Source organism: Streptomyces sp. NPDC087901, assembly GCF_044742205.1.
Taxonomy (GTDB): domain Bacteria; phylum Actinomycetota; class Actinomycetes; order Streptomycetales; family Streptomycetaceae; genus Streptomyces.
Genome location: NZ_JBIUUC010000005.1, coordinates 615,355 through 633,963, shown reverse-complemented (window position 1 = coordinate 633,963; position 18,609 = coordinate 615,355). Strand labels below are relative to the sequence as shown.

Genomic DNA, 18,609 nt, shown 5'->3' with positions numbered 1-18,609 from the left:
TGCTCTCCGCGCGAGCGGAGGTGAGCCGCCGGAGCAGCAGACGAATGGTGGCTGCGCCCAGCCCTGCTCAGGAAGCGAGGACGAGAGTGACGGCGGCAGCGATCGCGATGATGGTGAGGATGACGGGTGCCATCGAGTGGCCGCGGGTCTCGGGGTTGGCGTAGTCGCCGGACTTGGCGTGGAAGCCAACGGCTCCGACGAGTACGACTGCGAATCCCAGGGCGGCGGCAACGCCGACGGGCCACCAGAAGAGACCGGCGAGGAGCCCTGCGGCTGCGGCCAGCTCGGCCAGCCCGATGAACCGGACCAGCGGGGCGCTGAGGCCTCCCGGAGACTGCAACTGGGCGGGGATGCTGCCCTTGAGCAGGGCTTTCGGTAGTCCGGCAGCCAGCCCGACAATGGCGAGCAGAACGCTTAGTACGGCGGCGAAGACAAACACGGGTCATGCCTTTCTGGAGAGTGACTCGGACCGCCCGGGCTGTGAGGGACCGGCGGGCCGTGGAGGATGGGTGTTCCGGCGGGTTTCGCTGCTCACGTATGAGCGTTGCTGCAGTGCGGTCTCATCGATGGAGTGCGCTGCGGCGCGACGACCTGGCCGCGGGCCGGGAGCCGGCCGCCGCGGTGCGGCCGGTGACACCGGACATTGAGGCGGAACGGCTCGTCGGGGCCGGCCATGCCTCCCATGGGAGGCAGAACGCGGGCACTCAGGTGAGCGGCTGTTCGGTGAGGTTCCTGAGCACCAGTGCGCCCGGAGCCTCGATGAGGCGTCCGCCTTCGTCGAGTCTGCCGAGTTCCACGGGCGACAGCCCGAGCGTGCGGGCGAGCTCGGCGATTCGGGAGCCGGCCTCGTCGGAGTCGCTGGAGACGAAGACCACGCGCTTGCCCTGGCCGGAGGGTACTTCGGCGGCCAGCGTCTGGGCGGGAAGCTGGTTGAAGGCCTTCACGATCTGGGCGCCCGGCAGGACCTCGGCCACATACTGCGAGGAGAGCCGGCCCTTGAGGATGTCGCCCGCGTTGGGCGCGTAGTGCGCGTTGGCGGTGTCGACGACGGTCTTCCCGTTCCAGTCGGGCAGGGTGTTGCCGAACGTCTCGACGGCGCCGAACGGGATGGCCATGAAGATGACGTCGCTCGCCAGTGCCTCAGTGAGCGTCACGGCCCGGACTGCAGGGCCCCAGGAAGCGGCGAGTTCGCTGATGGAGCGCGGTCCGCGGGTGTTGGCGATGCTCACCTCGACTCCGGCCCGGGCGAAAAGGCGCGCCAGCGCCGAACCGATGTTTCCGGTGCCCACGATGGCGTAGCGGGTGTCTGTAGACATGTGTGTGTTCCGTCCCAATCGATTGCTGAGGGCTGTCCAGACGGCAGAACGGCTCCGTCGCCGCGATCCCGCCGGTGACGCCGACCTCCGCCTACCTCTTTGGTTGACGTGTTAACCAAACTCTATGGGTGACTGGTTAACGTGTCAACCAAAGCGGTAGGGTGGACTTCATGGATGAACCGCGATGGCTGGATGAGCGTGAACAACGAGCTTGGCGCAGCCTCATGAAGATGCAGGCCGGCCTGTCCGCATATATCGAGCGGCAGCTGCGCACCCACAGCGGGCTGTCCGCCGCCGACTACCAGGTGTTGGCTCACCTGTCCGAGGCACCCGAGGGGCGCATGAGGTCGTTCGCACTCGGGGATGTGCTGCATTGGGAGAAGAGTCGGCTGTCGCAGCATCTGACCCGCATGCAGAACCGCGACCTCATCCGTCGCGAGCGATGCGCGACCGACCAGCGAGGGGCAGTCGTGGTCATCACCGAACAGGGCCACACCCTCGTCGAGGCAGCCGCCCCGCTCCACCTGGCTGACGTACGCAATGTGCTGATCGACCACGTGACCCCTGCACAGATGGACCTTCTGATCGAATTGGGGGACCAGGTCGAGGCGCGACTCGCCGTGGTCGATCAGAAGCCGGGATGAGCCCTTGCGTACCCGCCGGGCTGACGCCGACCGTGCCGTCAGAGTCTCGCCCGGGTGCTGATGAGGGTCCGGCATCGCGCCAACCGCCCTTACCCCGACACTCGGATCCAACGAAGAAGGCGATGCGGGTCGATGAGCCTCGCCTTCAAAGAGCAAACGTATTCTGAAGATCACCGTTTCAAGATCGAAAAGGACCGAGAACCTTCAAAAACCCCTTCAAAAACCTGGGTCGTTCAAGAATTCGGGAACACCGTTTTCTGACATGATCCGGGGTCATGAGTGACCTTTCGGAGTCGTTCGGACACCCCGAACTCCTCGTCGCCGAGCCGCTGGTGCGCACCGAGATCAAGATCGGGTACGCACGGGTGTCGAGTGGCGGGCAGAAGCTCGACCGGCAGATCGATGCCCTCACCGCCGCCGGGTGCCGGAAGATCTTCGCGGACGAGAAGTCCGGCAAGAGCACGCTCCGCCCGTAGCTGAAGGCGTGCCACGCCTTCCTCGACGCCGGATACCCTTGTCGTCCCCTCGCTCGACCGCTACGGCCGCAGCCTTCAGGACCTCATCAACATGGTCGCCGGCTGCGCGAGCGCGGAATCGGGCTTCACCTCGCTGCACGAGAACCTCGACACCACCACCCCCGGCGGACGGCTCGTCTTCCACGTCTTCGCCGCCCTGGCGGAGTTCATCCGATCTCAGGGTGCAGCTCACCGCATAGATCCGACCGTGTCCCGTTACGGCATCCTCCGGGCCACCGGACACCTCGTACGCCGCGGCCCTGATGCGGTTCTGTCCACCGGCGGTTACGCCGCCGTCGCCCTGTTGAGCAGCAGCACCCGCAACTGGGCCAGGGTGTGATGGCCACTGCCGCACCAGTAGAGGCGGTACACCACGGACAACCAGGGAGCGGGACGGCGGCCTCTCGCCCTCGAATGTCTCCCGCCAGGCGGTGGCCGGTCGTCTGTCTCGCCTTGGTGTCGCTCGGCTTCATAGTCGACCAACTCCGGGGGTACCACCTGCGCGCGGGAGTCCCGGGCGGGTGATTTGCGCCGCGTCCGACCCGTGGACCGCCGGACGCGACAGAGCCGGCCGCCGGTGCCACCGGCGGCCGGCCCACGAGGAGTGCTGCCGCACAGAAGGGCGCGGCGATCTGCCTCACGAACGGGAAAGACGGACTTGGTGGATCAGCAGTTCGGAACGCCGGGAAGCCAGCTGTCGGCCACGTCGATGAAGATGTTGGACACGTAGCCGCCGTAGTCCGGCAGGTAGGACCAGGCGTCATTGCTGTGGCCGTCGGCTTGGACGAGCTGGCCGTGCACCTGGCACTGCACACGCACCGTCGTGGGACCGGGGAGCTGTGCGACCCGGGTGGATGCGCTGGTGGGCTGCTGACGAATGTTGACGTCGGTGCCCCAGGTCGGGAAGGACGTGGCCGGAGCGCCGCTGCCGGTCCACAGATAGGTGACGGTGACCCAGCCGTTGTTGTTCAGACCGACGTTGTAGAACGTACCGTCGGCGAGATCTATGCCTGCCGGGTTGAGCACCCGGCGACCGGACCCGTCCAGCCCGCCGTTGTAACCCTCCTGGTAGGCAGCCTGGGCCTCGGGCTTGCCCTGCGGCAGGTTCTTGAAGGACTCGCGGACGGAGGACGGGTTCCAGTAGTCGTCGCGAGTGTTCCACGGGCCGACGTCCCAGACCGGGGCGGTCTCGCAGCGCGCGGGGCCGCAGACGCGGACCGAGTATTGACCGCTGCCCTTCGGTGAGAGGCCACGCCGGGAGGGGAGCGCCACGAAGTGATCGTTGGGGACGATCACGTGCCCGTTCGCGGTGGTGCCGCCGACCAGGCCCTCACGGGTTGCGTAGACGCTGGCCGTTACGGCTTCCGCCGCCGCCGCTTCGTTGAGCGTGCTGTCGAGTTCTGCGCTCAGTGCCAGGGCGTGCACGGTCGGCGCGGTGCCGTCCGGCGCGGAGACCAGGGTGATACGGGTCTGCACACGGGTGACGGCCCGGGGCAGCAGCGTGGGGGAGTCGTCCCGCGCTTCGCGCCACTCGGTCCACCGGCCCAGCCCGTCCTGTCCGCGTACGTCGACGGCGACCTGGGAGCCGGTGGGAACGGTGGCGTCGAGGTCCGGGGTGATCAGGTCGACCGCGCGGTCGAGTATTCGCGCGGGCAGCAGGACCGTGCCCTGTCCGCGGGTGACACGGGCGGAGGCGGGCCGCAGGCCGGGATCGCGGAGACGCAGACTGCCGTCCACACGGCGGACGTTGGTCTCGTCACCAGTGGGTGCGGACAGGTCCGTCCGCCAGCTGACGCCCCCGAGCGGGGCGTCGGCGGGTGCGGAAACGCGGGCGGCGGCGGGGCCGGCGGCGAGCGTGAGAGCCACCACGGCCAGCAGGGAGACGGCGATGGCCGGCCCTCGTCCCACGGGTAGGGGGCGGGCGTTCGGTCTCTGATTGCGGCGCACTGTGCGCCTCCTTCTCGGTGGGGGGGAAGGCATTTACGGGCAGTTGGGTACGCCCGGGAGTGTGTTGCCGGGGGTGCTGATGTAGATGTTGGTGATCCAGCCGCCGTACTGGGGCAGATAGGCCCACCAGTCGTTGAGGTAGGGCGGAACAGATACCTGTCCGCCCTGCTTCTGGCAGCCGACGAGGACGTCCACTCCGGCGGGCAGAGTGGTGAGGGCGGCGGAGGAAGTGGTGGCGGCCGCGCGGACACGGACGCCGCTGCCCCAGGTGGTGAACCGGGTGCCGGAGGGGCGGACGGCTCCGGGCACGTTCAGGGAACCGGTGAGTGCGGTGACCTTGCTGTAGGCGGTTCCGTACGGGGTGCCATCGGGGTGCAGGGTGAGGACGGCGACCACCGTACGGTCGTCGGGGCCCACGGTTCCGGTGGTGTGCAGGGCCTCGGACGTCAGATCCAGCGCGGGCGCCGCGGCATCGCCGGAAGGCGGCGCGAAGGGGGCCGCAGCGTCGGTGGGCGTCCTTCGGGATCCGGGCCTCGCGGTGTCGTTCCCGGGCATGGCCGGGCCGGGAGCCTTGCCTGAGGCGATGCCGGCCGGTGCCTCAGGAGCGACACAGCCCCCGGAAGTGAAGCCCGACCAGCCCTGCTTGACCGCCCCTGGCGTCTCGAACGCGGAAGGCAGCCCGAAGCCTTGGTCGAAGCCGTCGGCGGCACAGCGTGTGGACCGGTGCAACGCCCCCAGGACGAGGTCCCGCACGGGTGCCGGCGCCTGGTCGAGGAGATAGCGGTAGACGCGGACGGTGTCCGCGGCAGTGGTCGCCGTGTAGCCCCAGTAGCCGGGATAGCCGGCCGGAGGCGGTGCTGTACCGGTGAGCCCCAGGCGGGGCACCATGCGCGAGATCACGGCACTGCCGCCACCGGTGGACCAGTAGTGACTCGCGGCGGCGTCGTCGCTGCTGCTGAGCATCGCCCCGAGCCGGTCCCGGTCCGCCTGCGGCAGATCGTAGGCCGGCCCCCGATTCCACATGTAGTCCAGTGCGAGCAGCAACTTGACCACCGATGCGGAGCGGAATGCGAGGTCCGGCTGGTGCGATTCGGTGAAGCGGCCGGTGAGCCGGTCGAATACCGCGACGCCCGCTGTGACGTCAGCGGGGATGTCCACGGCGGTTCGGGTCTCCGCTTCAACTGCCGCCGCCGGCCCGGCTCCCGTGACAGCGGACCCGGTGGACGGGCGGTGCGCGGAGCCGGCGGACTGCGGACCGTTACGAGCGGCGGCGGAGGGAGACACGAGAGGTTCGGCCACCGCGGAGCCGGCGTACGCGGCGATCAGCGCGGCAGACATGAGGGCGGCGCCGAGCAGCGACGTACGGTGGGCGGGACGGAGCGGAAACATGAATGGGGGGCTCCTTCGGGGCACGGACGCACCGAGCCGGCGGGCTGGTGACGCTGTGGCACGTGAGCAAACGGTGGTGGGGGGCGGCCACGAGACGCAAGCAATTCGTTCCTGGTCGAAGGAGGCCGCCGCACGCTTGTCACAGGCACGGGCCGCCGCTACGTTCCCGACGTCTTACCGCGCCTCCGCCCGGTTCCGTCCGGGCGCCTCCCCCACCTAGGAGCATTCGTGAGGTTTCTCAGACGTCTTCCGGCTCTGTTCGTCGCGGCACTCATGGCCCTGGCCGGACTGTCGGTCGCCCCGGCGCAGGCCGGGGAGGCCGGTGCGACGGCCGCGCCCGTCTTCAAGGCGCCCTACCCCTGCGGCCAGCAATGGACGTACAGCCACCACTCGGCCGAGGTGCGCCGAGCGCTGGACTTCGTGCGCTCCGACGGTGGTACGACGGCCGGCACCCCGGTGCTCGCCTCGGCCGCCGGCACGGCCACCCGCTACTCACAGCCGAGCGGTGCCGGCAACTACATAGCCATCAACCACGGCGGCGGCTGGACGACGTACTACTTCCACCTCTCCGCGTACTCCGTGCCGAGCGGTGCGTCCGTCGCCCAAGGACAGCAGATCGGCGTCACCGGCAGCACGGGCAACTCCTCCGGGGCGCACATTCACTACGAGCAGCTGCTCAACGGAGTGGGCCAGAACATCGTGATCAACGGCGCCGGCCTCTCCTACCCCGGCAGCTACAACCAGGCGTACCTGACCAGTGACAACGGCTGCGGTGGCAGCGGCTTCCCCTTCAACACCTGGGGGAGCGGGGTGAACGTCCGTGCCGACGCGCGCGTCAACGCCACCGTCGTCACCACCCTCGCGGGTCCGACGGCTGTGCGGGTGCTGTGCCAGAAGCAGGGTGACACCGTCAACGCCGAGGGCTACAGCAACAACTGGTGGAGCAAACTGCGCGACCAAAGCGGTTTCATCAGCAACATCTACATCGACCACCCGGACGCGAAACTGCCCGGGGTCCCTCTCTGCTGAACCATGACAGTGCATCGTGAGGGCCCGGCCCGGGGCGAATTCCGGTCGGGCCTCCACGAGTTCCGGTCGGACCCTCGTTCGATCGCCTCAAGTTACTGACATGTATGCGCCACATCAGTGATGCGCGTAGAGTTCCGCAGGGCGGGCGCCGTCAAGCGCCTGCGACCACCGGGGGTGCGCTGTGCTACGGGTGGAATTCACGAGCCAGGAGCTGGCCCGCCTACGCGTCGCGTCCGGCGTGGACCCGCTCTGGGAAACCGCATTGAGCCTGCACCTCCTGCAGAACCGCCAGGCACCCCTCGCGTTCGGAGCCTGGCGCCGCGAGGTGGGGACAGCTCTGCGGCAAGCCGGCCTGGTCTCCCTGACACGCGCCCTGACGCGACTCTGCCCGGACGGCTCCTACTTCCCCGATTTCCTGACGCCCGGCCGCGGTGACGCCGATCTCGAAACCGGGCTCGACCGGCTGCTGTCCACCCCCCGGCACCGATTGCGGGCCGAACTCACCCGTCTGCACGCCCACACCGGACACCCCGCACCGGCCGGTCTGCGCCCGCTCGCCGACGGCTGCCCGAAGGCGCTGCACCGCCTCGGCACCGCGCTGCGCGCCTATCACCAGGTGGCCGTCGAGCCCTACCTCGCCTCGATGCGCGCTCAGGCGGCGGCCGACCGGACCATACGCGTCCAAGCCGTCCTCACGCATGGAGCGGAGGGCCTGCTCACCGGGTACGACCAACTGCCCGGGTGGCGCTACCAGGACCAGAGGCTCCACGCCCCCTACCCCATCGAACGCGAACTCACCCTGCGTGGAAGGGTATTGACACTCATCCCGGCCTTCTTCTGCGTTCGCGCCCCGCTCGCCCTCGTCGATGAGGAACTGCCCCCGGTCCTCGTCCACCCCCTCTCGCCCGCGCCCGGCTGGCTCGAACGCCGCCACCACGGCGGGGACGCCCCGGTGGCCCAGCTCATCGGCGCCTCGCGTGCCGAACTCCTCAGGGTGCTGGACCGTCCGATGACCACCATGGACATCGCCGCGGCGTTGCGACTCGCACCGTCGACGGCCAGCCGGCACGCCACCGTTCTCCGAGAGGCGGGGCTGCTCCTTTCCCAGCGCCAAGGTGTCCGCGTGCTCCACCACCGGACCGGGCTCGGACGGGCGGTGCTGGACGGGGCTCTGGCACCTCAGGGCGGGTCAGCTGAGTCAGTGGCGTCGGCAGGCTCGTAGGGGCCCACAACGCCCTGACGCGACCATGGCCCCCATCCGGTCGCGAGGCGGGCATCCGCCGAACGTGCCGACGGCCGTCAGAAACCCCGAGCCGACCCATTGCCGCCCGAGATGGGCGCTCCTCCAGGGAACCGGTGACATTACGGAGGGCGTCCGGCAGCTCTCGGCCGTCGTCGACCAGGTGCTCGCCGCCACCGGCCCGTCTCAGGTCGACATCATCGGCCACTCCCTCTGTCGGCGCGGTCTCGCGGCATGCCGCGTGCGGCACCCGCAGGGACGCGGGTGTCCCACGCGGCCGAAGGCCGAGCGTCAAGCGGAGGACGCCGAGGCCGGGGCATACTCGAACCAGTCGAAGGCGACCGCGCCCTCGGTGGCGTACATGCCGATAACGCGGCCGGTGAAGCCGCAGGCGACCTCGGCGGACAGGTAGCGCCCGTCCAGTTCGGCGAGTTGCTGGGCGTCCGCGGTGTCGGGATTGCCGAGCCAGAAGGCGATGGTGTCGGGGCCGGTGGTCCCGCCATCGGTGAGTTCGGGCGACGCGGGCACAAGGTCGGACGTCCGGATCGCAATGGTGAGGGTCAGCGGCCAGGACGGGATCGGTCGGCTGGCCACGGTTTGGCGCAGTGGACCGATCCGGGCGACGACGCTGGCCTCTCCGTTTCCGACCTCCAGTTCGTAGTGGTGGGCCTCATCCAGGCGCACGCTGAGGCCGCCGCGTCCCGTACCCGGGTCGATCGCAGCGGTGACGCGGCAGTCGTGGTGTTGCTGGCGGCGGCCGACGAAGGTGTACCCGGGGCGGTCGAGGGTGGTGCCGGTGGCGCTCAGGGCCAGCCAGCCAGGGCGCTCGGTGAGCGACCAGGAACCTTCCGGGCGGGTGAACGGCGAGACCCAGTACGGCGCGAGAGCGGACTCGTCGAAGTCGTTGCGGACGGGCAGGGACGGAACTGGGTGCCAGGCACCGCCGGGGGCTGGGTGGCTCTCGGGAACGGGCGCGACGACGGGCCAGCCGTCCTCGTCCCATTCCACGGGGGTCAGGAACGTCTCGCGGCCGAGCACGTGCACGTCGGGAGTGAAGCCGCGGGGCCGGACGCCGAGCAGCACCATCCACCAACTGCCGTCGGGAGCCTCCACGAGGTCGGCGTGGCCGGTGTTCTGGATGGAGCGGACGGTACCGCTGTGCGACAGCAGGGGGTTGGCGGGTGCGCCTTCCCAAGGGCCGCGCGGCGAGCGGCCACGGGCGATGGACACGCTGTGGCCGCGTTCGGTACCGCCTTCTGCGATCAGCAGGTACCACCAGTCGACGATGCGGTAGAGGTGCGGTGCCTCGGGAAACTTGAGGCCGGTGCCGGACCACGTGGCAAAAGGCCCCTCCAGCACTTCCCCCTTGACCGGGTCGATCCTGGCCATGTTGATGCCGCCTTCGGGCCCGGAGAAGGCGCACCAGCAGGTGCCGTCCTTCTCCCACGCCAGATCGGGGTCGATCCCGGGCAGGTCGATCCACACCGGGTCGCTCCACGGCCCCTCGGGCCGCTCGGCCGAGACAACGAAGTTGCCGCCGCCGTCTGTATTGGTGTTGATGATCCAGTAACGGCCGTCGTGGTGGCGGATCGTGGGGGCGTAGAGGCCGCCGGACGCCTTGGTTCCGGGCAGAGGCAGCGGCAGTTGCTCGGGCCGGTCGAGAGCATTGCCGATGTGCTCCCAGTGCACGAGGTCCTTGCTGTGGAAGAGCGGCAGCCCTGGGAAATACTCGAAGCTGGAGCACACCAGGTAGTAGTCGTCACCGACCCGGCACACGCTCGGATCGGGATGGAACCCGCTGATCACAGGGTTGTCGTATGTGCGCACAGAATGTGTTCCCTTCGAGTCGGCGGGCGCCGTGGAGCGAGTCCAGGGCTGCCCGTACTCCCTGGTGGATCAGCGCGCGGCGTCAGATGCTGTGCATCGCACGGCGGAGGGACGTCCACATACTGAATGTATTCGAGTGTTCCGGCAACGCGCCGAGGTGCCGTAGCTGTCGTTGTGCGCCCGCCAGGTATTGCGGAACAGCCCTTTGACCGAGGCTGGTTGGCGCACTTCCAGCCGGTAGGGGATGGCAGCCGCGGTGGTCATGAGGCCCACACCGGCAGGTCCATCCGGGAGGGACGGGCAGTGCCGTGGGAGATCTCCTGCTGGGCATGCACGGTGACCGTGGCCGTGATGGCGGGTTCGCCGGTGCCGGGGTTGCGGGCGTAACGCGGGTGCGCGCCTGAGGTGACCTGGGTGCCGATTCGGTGACCGGCCGCAAACCGGGGGAAGGCCCGTATGTCGCGACCGAGCCGGTGAACCATGGCTGCTGTCGTACCTACCGGTGGGCGTCAGCTCGCGCACAGCGGACGGGAGCAGGTTGATGCCCACTCCAAGTGGCCGCACGTCAGCAACCCGCTCGAACACGCGCACATCACGGTGTCCTGCCTCATGCAGGCTCAGACCCGCGGCAAGCACGCCGATGCCGGCATCGGCGATCGCGATCGACATCTGGAACCCCCTACATCAGGGAGGTAGTTTTGAGACAAACTACTTTCCGTCGAGAGGTTCGCATACTTCGGCGGCAGCTTGCGGGCCACGCCTCACGGCGGTGGACGACGAGACGTTGTGGCGGCACCAGGACCCGAACCGGAACAAACCGGCGAGGACGTGCAACTACAAACGCTGCGCTGCTCGTGGAGAGCACCATCGCGCAGCGGGAGAACCTGACGGCCTGTACTGCAAGGCCTCGAGGGATCGATCGGCGGGGACCGCAACCGGACGGGCGCGATCGCCGGAGGGCGTCGAAATGTTTCGGTTGCCACCCTTGGCAGTTACTCGTAAGTTTCGAAGAACTTTCGGAAACAAGTCATTGACTGCCGCTCTGCGCCGAGCGCATACTCTCGAGCGATTGAGACCTCCCCGTAACGGAGGCGACTCCGTACGGTCACACCCGTCCACCTGGCACGTTCACACCCGCATGCCGGGAGCCGGGAAGTACGGGTTGCATTGATCGTCGCGAATCCGCGCATGGGACCGACCCTCACTGTCGCCACGGACGACCTGACGCCTGCACACCTGGATCAGCCGCACGTACGAAACTCACGGTACTCAGAGGGTCGTCAATTTCGCCAACTGTTCGCATTCATTGGGCTTATGACGACAGATCAGGGAGCTTTCACCATGACGAGGGAATTGCGCAGCGCGAGGGCTGTCGCGATCGGCTTGGGCATCGCACTCGCTGCCACCGGCTGCGCCGGCGGCGGCAGCGCCGACAGCGGCGGCGGTTCGTCCGATGGCAAGGTCACGCTGACCGTCTGGGAGAACGCGCAGCCCGGGCCCGGTGAGGAGTACTGGCAGGCCGCCGCGAAGGCCTACCACGCCCTGCACCCGAGTGTCACGATCAAGATCCAGGCGATCCAGAACGAGGACCTCGACGGCAAACTGCAGACCGCCCTCAACTCGGGCTCCGCGCCGGACATCTTCCTGCAGCGCGGTGGCGGCAAGATGCAGGCCATGGTCGATGCCGGCCAGGTCCAGGCACTGAACCTCACCGCCACTGACAAGGCGAACGCGGGCGCACCAGCTGTCGAAGGCTATTCGATCGACGGCAAGGTCTACGCGATGCCGGTCGACACGCAGCCCGAGGGCATCTACTACAGCAAGGACCTGTTCAACAAGGCCGGCATCACCTCGACCCCGACGACGATGGACGAACTCGAGGACGCTGTCGCGAAGCTGAAGGCGATCAACGTCGCGCCGATCGCGGTCGGTGCCAAGGACGCCTGGCCGGCCGCGCACTGGTACTACAACTTCGCCCTGCGCGAGTGCAGCCGGAACACCCTGCAGGAGGCTGCAAAGTCACTCGAGTTCACCGATCCGTGCTGGACCAAGGCCGGCGACGACCTTGCTTCGTTCCTGAAGGTCAAGCCCTTCCAGAAGGGTTTCCTGACGAACTCGTCGCAGCAGGGCGCCGGGTCGTCGGCGGGCATGCTCGCGAACCACAAGGCGGCCATGGAGCTCATGGGAAACTGGAACCCCGGGGTGATCGCCGGCTTGACCCCGAACAAGAAGCAGCTCCCTGACCTGGGCTGGTTCCCCTTCCCTGCCGTGGCCGGCGGCCAAGGCGACCCGACCGCGATCATGGGCGGCCTCGACGGATTCTCGCTGTCCAAGAACGCGCCGAAGGAGGCCCATGGCTTCCTCGAGTTCCTGGTGACCAAGGATCAGCAGAGGGCCTTTGCCAAGGCTTTCTACGCGATCCCGGTGAACAAGGACGCCCAGGAGGTCGTCACCGACCCCTACAACGTCTCGGCACTGCAGGCATTCAACAAGGCCGCCTACTCCGTGATGTTCCTTGACACCATGTACGGCCAGAACGTCGGCAACGCCATGAACACCGCCGTCGTGAACCTGATGGCCGGCAAGGGCACCGCAGCCGACATAGCCAAGGACACCAACGCTGCTGCTGCGAAGGGCTGAGTACGCGGACGATGAGCAACACCCTGGGTACTGACACGGCCACCGGCCGCCAGTCGCAGGGCACGCCTGGAGTCGGGGGCGCGGCCAAGTCCGCGTCCCCGACTTCGCCGCAAGCGGCTGCGCGCCGCCGCGGTCGTGCCAAGATGCGACTCGAGATCGCGGTCCTGTCCGGGCCGGCGATCATCATGTTCCTGACGTTTGTGATCTTCCCGGTGGCGCTGGCTGCGTTCTACGGCTTCTACCGGTGGAAGGGCTACGGGCCGCCCACCGACTGGGTCGGCCTGGACAACTACAAGCTGATCCTCACCGACCCCGCGTTCCAGCAAGTTCTGTGGCACACCTTCCTGATCCTGGTGCTCTCCCTGGTCATCCAGGGCCCGCTGGCGATCGTCCTCGCGCTCCTGCTCAACCAGAAGATCCGTGGCCGCTCGTTCATCCGCGTCCTGATCTTCGTTCCCTACGTCGTCTCCGAGGTCATCGTCGGCACCGGCTGGAGTCTGATGCTCCAGACGAACGGTGCTGTCAACGATCTCCTGCAGCACATCGGCCTGGGCTTCCTGCAGGCCGATTGGCTCTCCGACCCGAAGCTGGCCATCTGGACGCTGATGGGCATCATCTCGTGGAAGTACGTTGGTTTTGCGGTGATTCTGATGCTCGCCGGCCTGCAGTCGATCCCCGACGAACTGTTCGAGGCCGCTCGGATCGACGGCGCCTCCTACTGGCAGATCCAGCGCCGCATCACGCTGCCGCTGCTGGGGCCGACGATCCGCATCTGGGTATTCCTGTCGATCATCGGCTCGCTGCAGCTGTTCGATCTCGTCTACATCATCTGGGGGCCGTACGTCGCGGGCACCGCGGGCACCTCGACCATGGCGATCTACATGGTTGCCCAGGGCCGTAACGCGGGCAACTTCGGCTACGGCAGCGCCATCGCGGTCGTGATGTTCCTGATCTCGCTCATCGTCGCGCTGATCTACCAGCGATTCGTCCTGCGCCGCGACCTCCAGGGCGCCGTCACCGAAGGAGCCGCCTGATGAGCGCGACGACCGCCAACTCCTGGTTCTCCTCCGACGCGGAGCCGAACACGCCCATCGACCGTCGCAACAATCGCGACAAACCGCAGAAGTGGGGGAACCCCTTCACCTACTTCATCGCGCTGCTCTTCATCGGGGTCTGTATAGCACCGGTCCTCTACATCGTGCTCGGCGGATTCCGCACCAACTCGCAGTTCACCACGAGCCCGGCCGCTCTGCCGCACCCTTGGGTCCTCAGCAACTACACCGACGTCCTGACGTCGAGGACGTTCTGGGGTGAATTCGCAAACTCCACCATCGTCGCGCTCGTGAGCACCGTCGGTATCGTCGTCCTCGGCCTGATGGTGAGCTTCGTGATCGCGCGCTACGACTTCAAGCTCAAGGGCGCGATGTATTCCCTGTTCGCCGCCGGCCTGATGTTCCCGATGGTCATCGCGATCACCCCGCTGTACCTCGTCATCAAGAACATGGGCCTCGTCGACAACCTGTTCGGCATCATCGTCCCGCAGATCGCCTTCGGCCTGCCGACGACCGTCATCATCCTGGTGCCGTTCCTCAGAGCCATTCCCCACGAGATCGAGGAGGCCGCCGCGATCGACGGTGCAAGCCGACTCGGATTCTTCTTCCGTATGGTGATCCCGCTGTCGCTACCCGGTGTAGTGACAGTCGGTGTCCTCGCGTTCATCGGCAGCTGGAACAACTACGTCCTGCCCCTGTACATCCTCAACTCGGACGCGAACTTCACCCTGCCGCTCGGCGTCCAGGCGTTCTCCTCGCAGTACTCCTCGGACACAGCGAAAGTCCTCGCGTTCACCTCACTCGCCATGCTGCCCGCACTGATCTTCTTCTCGATCTTCGAGAAGAAGATCGTCGGCGGTCTCACCGGCGCTGTGAAGGGATGAAACCAGCACCAGGATCTGCACGGACCCGTCTCACGGCCTGCCCCTGCCGTGCCTCTGGCAGGGGCAGGCCGCCGATGGGCAGCATCGCTCAGCTTCCGCACGCCCCGCGCCATCCATGGAAAGGACCATTGAATTGCCCCGCGCGTAGCCGGGGGCGCCCAACGCGCGCCGCCCGCCTCAACCTGAACACATCCACTTGACAGGCAACGGTGATCCTTTGGCCACTGCACCCTGACGTCCGGCTTATCGGCGATGTGGTGGGTCTACTCTCTCCGAAAGATGCTGAGGCTTTCCCACTTCATATCGGCCGGCGAGGACCGGCGCGTGTGAACTGCCTTGCCCCGGAGCCCTCCTGGCTGGGGCTGGAGGATCTCGACGAATGATGTGGCCGGGATGTCGAGACCGGCTTGCAGGCTGCCCTTTCGCGCTGGCGACGGATGCATGGGCGGGAGACCCTCGGGGAGGTCGGTCATCAGCTCCGCCTCGATCCCGCTGTGGTCCACCAGACGTCGGAGGTCCGCCGGCGAAGGTTGCGGAGTCAGTTGTGCGGCGTTGCCGCAGGAGGCGCGCAGGACGCTGACCATGTACCGCAGTTCGTCCAGTGTCTGAACGCTCAACTGCCTGATCGTGCCTGTGGCTTCGTGTGCTTCGGCGTCTTGGGTGCCGACCTGCAGCGCACCTGCGCGTCCCGGGTGTCGTTGTGGCCGTCCGCTGCTGGGGCAGGCCCCGGTCTCCATCGAATTGAGGCTGACGCCGCAGCCGAGTTGGCTGAGCCGGGTGATCACACGGCGGGTAGCCCGTTGGCTGAGCGGATGAGTCACGACATCGAGCTGGGTAGAAGGAACCGGTGGCCGTGAACGCCAGGAAGCCGTGGGGAGCCTGAGCCCGGCTCCCCACGCCCGGCGTGCCCGGGCCCGGACACGTCCGGGGGCTTGCCCGGGGCACCGGTCTCGGCCCAGGCCCCGCGGGCTCTCGTGTGCGGCCAGCCCTGGTCCCGACGGATCGTTCGAGGGGCCTGCCCGCAGACTGTGGGCCGGGCCCACGCTTCGGCTCGTGTGTTCCTCCGTACCTTCGTATGCTGATCTAGGTACCTGGATCGGTGAGTGCGGGAGATGGTTGTGCCGTTTCGCCTGTTCAGAACAGCCATGGCCGTACCGGCCGCACTGCCGCTGGTGGTCATGGGGATCGCCCTCGTCGTGGACGTAGCCACGGGTGCCCAGTTCAACCTGCTGCCGGTCTACGCGGCTGGCCCGGCTCTCGCCGCAGCGCGTGGACCTGTACGTCTCGTCCCGGCGGTGGGCGTGGTCGCGATGGCCGTTTGCGTCGCAGTGGCGGCGAGTTCGGGCCGTCTGGGCTACGCCCGGATGTACGTCGCGCTGATCGCCATCCTGTACGTCACGTTGGCCGCGTCATACGCGGCGTGGGTCAGGGTCAGGGCGGAACGCCGCCTCGTGGATGTGCAGGAGGTCGCCAACACCTTGGAGGACGTGCTCTTCGCCCCTGTGCCGCCGATGATCGGCCCCGCCCGACTCGCTGCTTCGTATGTCTCTGCGAGTCGGGCCACCCGCGTCGGAGGGGACCTGTACAAGGCGGTGGCCTCTTCTCGGGGGGCCGTGTAGTAATTGCCGATGTCCAGGGCAAGGGGCTCGGAACCGTACGCTGCGCGGCCGTGGTGCTGGCCGCGTTCCGGGAGGCCGCTCCCGACGCGGTGGAGCTGACGGAGATCGCCCGCCGCATCGAGACCGCTCTGGACCGCAGCACCGACGGCGAACGGTTCGTGACCGGCCTCCTCGCTCAGGTCAGCGACGCCGGACACCTCGTGGTGCTCAACCAGGGTCACCCCGCTCCGCTGCTGGTGACCACCGACGGGCGGGCCGAGCTGATCGAACCGAGTGTGTCCCTTCCACCTTTCGGACTCACCGCCCTTGCGGGAGCGGACCCCCAGCAAGAAGGGGTCACACGATCGACTCTTCACGCAGGCGACCGGATCCTCTTCTACACCGACGGGCTCAGCGAGGCCAGGGACGGCACCGGCCGCTTCTACCCAGTGGCCGAGCGGGCGGGGCCACTGTTCGCTGAAGGCCGTCCGGAAACAGCTCTTCGCCGGCTGCGTGCCGACGTGGCCGCGTTCACCGGGAGCGCCCCGAACGACGACTCCGCGCTGCTCCTCCTGGAATTCGGCCCGGGAAACCCTGCGTGACCCCCGGAGCGTGAAAGTTCAGGGAGGCGTCATCCCGCACGACATCTCGGGGGTTCCGTAAATATCGCTGGCTACTCGCCCCACTCGCCGCCCGAAGCATCGTCGTTCGAGTGGTGCACTTCCCAGCACGAGGGGCGTCCTCCCTCGGCGGCGTCACACCGCTGCGCAGACTCTTCGACTTCGCCACCCAGCCCCCGTGTCCGTGAACGTGGCAGCGTGCTCGCCTGTACCGCCATCTGAGAGAGCCCGAGCGGGCTCAGGGCGCCCGATCGGCAGGTTCTGCTGCGGGGCCTTGCCAGTCGAGGCACAGGACGGTTGCGTCGTCCTTGGGCGGTCGGTCGCCGTAGGCGTCGGCAACTGCGGCTACCAGAGTGCGGACGACCTCGCGTGGGTGCTCAGCGGCGGTCTGGACCAGGAGGCCGGGCAGGTCGACCGTCTGCGCTTCGCGTTCCTGCATGCCGTCTGTGTGCAGCACGAGACGGTCACCGGGGCGCAGGTCGATGTCCTGTACCTGGTAGGGACCCTGCGAGGTGAAGCCGAAAGGCATGTCGACGGCCAGGCCCAGCTCCTCGACCGTGCCGTCGCGCAGCCGGAGGGGCCCGGGGTGGCCGGCGTTGACAAGCTGGGCGAGGCTCCCGTCGAGGGAGATGCGCAGCAGCTGCCCGGTGGCGAAGGTGTGCCGCCCGTGGTCGAGGAGGGCCTGATGCATCTGGCGGGCCTGTTCGGCAAGATCCGCTCCGGCGCGGCGTGCGCCGCGGGAGGCGTTCACGACGAGGGTAGCGATGAGTGAGGCATTGACGTCGTGGCCCATGGCGTCGGTGACGGACAGGTGCAGAGCGTTGCTGTCGAGGCTGTAGTCGTAGGTGTCTCCGGCGATGTCCGAGGCCGGAACCAGGGCTCCGGCGAGGGCGAACTCCGCCGCCTCGCACGAGGGGGCGGAGGGGAGGAGCTGGCGCTGGATCTCCGCCGCCAGGCTGACCGCCGTGGTGCGATTGCCCCAGTGGTAGAGGTCGGTGAAGCGACGGTCGGTGACGATGATGTACGCCAGCGCGTGCGCGGCCTCCTCGACCTGCTCCAACACGTCCTCGGTCACGACGTCGAGGAACAGCTCCAGCACGCCGATGGTGTCCCCGCGGTTGGTCACCGGCGCAAGAACCCGCTGCCCCTGCCCGCCCTCCTCCACCCGCACCGGCCTCTGGGCGCGCAGAACCTTGTCGTATATGCCACTGCCGGCAAGGGGGACTCTCTCAGCTCGGTGACCCTGTGAGGCGCCTGCGGTGTCGTTCACCCGCAACAGACGCCTGCCGACCACGTCGACGAACAGGAACGACACGTACCGCGCGCCGAACCGAGCACGCAGATTGCGGGCCACAACATCAAGCGAGTCCACCGGCGCGGCATCCTCTGCCGCAGCCAGCACTTCAGCCAGTCCAAGCCGATCACACGCCACCACAGCCTCCAAAAGTTAAGAGGGCTTCTGCCCGCCCACCAGCCCCGCAGCGCCCCAGCCGAGGAACCACCCCACCCGACCCCGGTGACGCCCCTCAACAGACTCCCGACGTCCTGCTCCTCACCAGATCGTCGTGCTGGCCCCGGCGGCACCTTGAGCATGCTGCAGCTATGGAGCGTGTCCGCCCTGTCTGGGTCGGATACCGGGGTGAGGCGGGCGGTGAAGGCACGGGTGACCTGGCGAGCCCGGCCGATACAGGCCGCGTTGTCGCCCTGGCCCACGGCTGGTACGGGGGCGTGGAAGAGACGCTGATTGTCGTCGTACTGCTCATACGCGTACATCCCACCTGTGATCGGTTGTACCGCTTGTGACGTGACACCCCGCCTGCCCGCTCTGCGAGCCCCTCACACCTCCCGGCGGATGCGCTCAGTGCAGTTTCCAGGTAATGCGCACCGCAGGACATCACTGTCAGTCCA

At 67.9% G+C, this 18,609-nt stretch carries 16 protein-coding genes and 2 pseudogenes; 10 read left to right on the top strand and 8 right to left on the bottom strand.

From position 1 onward, the window contains the following. Positions 1-67: 67 nt before the first annotated feature. Together ACIOEW_RS19950 and ACIOEW_RS19945 are read right to left on the bottom strand one after the other, a co-directional pair. The gene (locus tag ACIOEW_RS19950; RefSeq protein ID WP_362555468.1) at positions 68-439 is read right to left on the bottom strand and encodes a DoxX family protein; all 372 of its coding nucleotides are present in this window, start codon (positions 437-439) and stop codon (positions 68-70) included. Positions 440-704: 265 nt separating this feature from the next. After that, positions 705-1,364: pseudogene (locus ACIOEW_RS19945) on the bottom strand (NADPH-dependent F420 reductase); the annotation flags it as partial. 122 nt (positions 1,365-1,486) lie between these two features. On the opposite strand from ACIOEW_RS19945, the gene ACIOEW_RS19940 reads away from it, so the two are divergent. From ACIOEW_RS19940 to ACIOEW_RS19930, 3 genes are all read left to right on the top strand, one after another. Beyond that, positions 1,487-1,960 (top strand): MarR family winged helix-turn-helix transcriptional regulator, encoded by a 474-nt coding sequence (locus tag ACIOEW_RS19940; RefSeq protein ID WP_362555466.1) that lies wholly within the window; start codon positions 1,487-1,489, stop codon positions 1,958-1,960. Positions 1,961-2,235: 275 nt separating this feature from the next. After that, positions 2,236-2,436 carry a recombinase family protein gene (locus ACIOEW_RS19935; RefSeq protein WP_362555464.1) on the top strand — a complete coding sequence of 67 codons (201 nt, stop codon included), beginning with the start codon at positions 2,236-2,238 and terminating at the stop codon, positions 2,434-2,436. Between the two features lie 91 nt (positions 2,437-2,527). Beyond that, positions 2,528-2,815 carry a hypothetical protein gene (locus ACIOEW_RS19930; RefSeq protein ID WP_362555462.1) on the top strand — a complete coding sequence of 96 codons (288 nt, stop codon included), beginning with the start codon at positions 2,528-2,530 and terminating at the stop codon, positions 2,813-2,815. Positions 2,816-3,141: 326 nt separating this feature from the next. Here the strand turns inward: ACIOEW_RS19930 and ACIOEW_RS19925 are convergent, their stop codons facing one another. Together ACIOEW_RS19925 and ACIOEW_RS19920 are read right to left on the bottom strand one after the other, a co-directional pair. Then, positions 3,142-4,422, bottom strand: a complete 1,281-nt coding sequence (locus ACIOEW_RS19925; protein ID WP_401964924.1) for a hypothetical protein — start codon at positions 4,420-4,422, stop codon at positions 3,142-3,144. Between the two features lie 33 nt (positions 4,423-4,455). Then, entirely contained in the window at positions 4,456-5,811 is a 1,356-nt protein-coding gene (locus tag ACIOEW_RS19920; protein WP_401964922.1) for a hypothetical protein, read from the bottom strand. Between the two features lie 228 nt (positions 5,812-6,039). On the opposite strand from ACIOEW_RS19920, the gene ACIOEW_RS19915 reads away from it, so the two are divergent. Further along, on the top strand, positions 6,040-6,840 hold the full coding sequence (locus tag ACIOEW_RS19915) for a M23 family metallopeptidase (protein WP_362555457.1): 801 nt from the start codon (positions 6,040-6,042) through the stop codon (positions 6,838-6,840). A 190-nt stretch (positions 6,841-7,030) separates the two neighbouring features. Further along, on the top strand, positions 7,031-8,062 hold the full coding sequence (locus tag ACIOEW_RS19910; protein WP_401964921.1) for an ArsR/SmtB family transcription factor: 1,032 nt from the start codon (positions 7,031-7,033) through the stop codon (positions 8,060-8,062). Between the two features lie 309 nt (positions 8,063-8,371). On the opposite strand, the gene ACIOEW_RS19905 is transcribed toward ACIOEW_RS19910, so the two are convergent. Both ACIOEW_RS19905 and ACIOEW_RS19900 read right to left on the bottom strand, forming a co-directional pair. Continuing rightward, entirely contained in the window at positions 8,372-9,907 is a 1,536-nt protein-coding gene (locus ACIOEW_RS19905) for a glycoside hydrolase family 43 protein (protein ID WP_401964920.1), read from the bottom strand. A 260-nt stretch (positions 9,908-10,167) separates the two neighbouring features. Next, positions 10,168-10,389, bottom strand: a complete 222-nt coding sequence (locus ACIOEW_RS19900) for a hypothetical protein (RefSeq protein WP_401964919.1) — start codon at positions 10,387-10,389, stop codon at positions 10,168-10,170. Between the two features lie 706 nt (positions 10,390-11,095). On the opposite strand from ACIOEW_RS19900, the gene ACIOEW_RS19895 reads away from it, so the two are divergent. The 3 genes from ACIOEW_RS19895 to ACIOEW_RS19885 all read left to right on the top strand — a co-directional run bounded on the left by ACIOEW_RS19895 (position 11,096) and on the right by ACIOEW_RS19885 (position 14,483). Then, positions 11,096-12,547 (top strand): extracellular solute-binding protein, encoded by a 1,452-nt coding sequence (locus ACIOEW_RS19895; RefSeq protein WP_401964917.1) that lies wholly within the window; start codon positions 11,096-11,098, stop codon positions 12,545-12,547. Between the two features lie 143 nt (positions 12,548-12,690). Continuing rightward, positions 12,691-13,581: a carbohydrate ABC transporter permease gene (locus ACIOEW_RS19890; protein ID WP_401964916.1), complete on the top strand. Its 891-nt coding sequence runs from the start codon at positions 12,691-12,693 to the stop codon at positions 13,579-13,581. After that, on the top strand, positions 13,581-14,483 hold the full coding sequence (locus tag ACIOEW_RS19885; RefSeq protein ID WP_362555447.1) for a carbohydrate ABC transporter permease: 903 nt from the start codon (positions 13,581-13,583) through the stop codon (positions 14,481-14,483). The genes ACIOEW_RS19890 and ACIOEW_RS19885 overlap by 1 nt, the downstream gene beginning before the upstream one ends. Before the next feature lie 443 nt (positions 14,484-14,926). Here ACIOEW_RS19885 and ACIOEW_RS19880 read toward each other — a convergent pair. Continuing rightward, positions 14,927-15,169 (bottom strand): annotated as a pseudogene (locus tag ACIOEW_RS19880) (two-component sensor histidine kinase); the annotation flags it as partial. A gap of 432 nt (positions 15,170-15,601) precedes the next feature. On the opposite strand from ACIOEW_RS19880, the gene ACIOEW_RS19875 reads away from it, so the two are divergent. Both ACIOEW_RS19875 and ACIOEW_RS19870 read left to right on the top strand, forming a co-directional pair. Then, complete coding sequence (locus ACIOEW_RS19875) at positions 15,602-16,102, top strand: hypothetical protein (protein WP_401964914.1); 501 nt, start codon at positions 15,602-15,604, stop codon at positions 16,100-16,102. Between the two features lie 50 nt (positions 16,103-16,152). After that, positions 16,153-16,683, top strand: a complete 531-nt coding sequence (locus tag ACIOEW_RS19870) for a PP2C family protein-serine/threonine phosphatase (RefSeq protein WP_401964913.1) — start codon at positions 16,153-16,155, stop codon at positions 16,681-16,683. A gap of 256 nt (positions 16,684-16,939) precedes the next feature. Here ACIOEW_RS19870 and ACIOEW_RS19865 read toward each other — a convergent pair whose 3' ends face one another. Beyond that, complete coding sequence (locus ACIOEW_RS19865; RefSeq protein WP_362555441.1) at positions 16,940-18,133, bottom strand: GAF domain-containing SpoIIE family protein phosphatase; 1,194 nt, start codon at positions 18,131-18,133, stop codon at positions 16,940-16,942. Positions 18,134-18,609 lie beyond the last annotated feature (476 nt).

What these genes read in the sequence shown, in the direction of transcription:
- ACIOEW_RS19935 (WP_362555464.1), top strand. Translation starts at nt 2,236, where the DNA reads ATGAGTGACCTTTCGGAGTCGTTCGGACACCCCGAACTCCTCGTCGCC.
- ACIOEW_RS19895 (WP_401964917.1), top strand. Translation starts at nt 11,096, where the DNA reads ATGGGACCGACCCTCACTGTCGCCACGGACGACCTGACGCCTGCACAC.
- ACIOEW_RS19940 (WP_362555466.1), top strand. Translation starts at nt 1,487, where the DNA reads ATGGATGAACCGCGATGGCTGGATGAGCGTGAACAACGAGCTTGGCGC.
- ACIOEW_RS19930 (WP_362555462.1), top strand. Translation starts at nt 2,528, where the DNA reads ATGGTCGCCGGCTGCGCGAGCGCGGAATCGGGCTTCACCTCGCTGCAC.
- ACIOEW_RS19890 (WP_401964916.1), top strand. Translation starts at nt 12,691, where the DNA reads ATGCGACTCGAGATCGCGGTCCTGTCCGGGCCGGCGATCATCATGTTC.
- ACIOEW_RS19885 (WP_362555447.1), top strand. Translation starts at nt 13,581, where the DNA reads ATGAGCGCGACGACCGCCAACTCCTGGTTCTCCTCCGACGCGGAGCCG.
- ACIOEW_RS19920 (WP_401964922.1), bottom strand. Translation starts at nt 5,811, where the DNA reads ATGTTTCCGCTCCGTCCCGCCCACCGTACGTCGCTGCTCGGCGCCGCC.
- ACIOEW_RS19900 (WP_401964919.1), bottom strand. Translation starts at nt 10,389, where the DNA reads ATGGTTCACCGGCTCGGTCGCGACATACGGGCCTTCCCCCGGTTTGCG.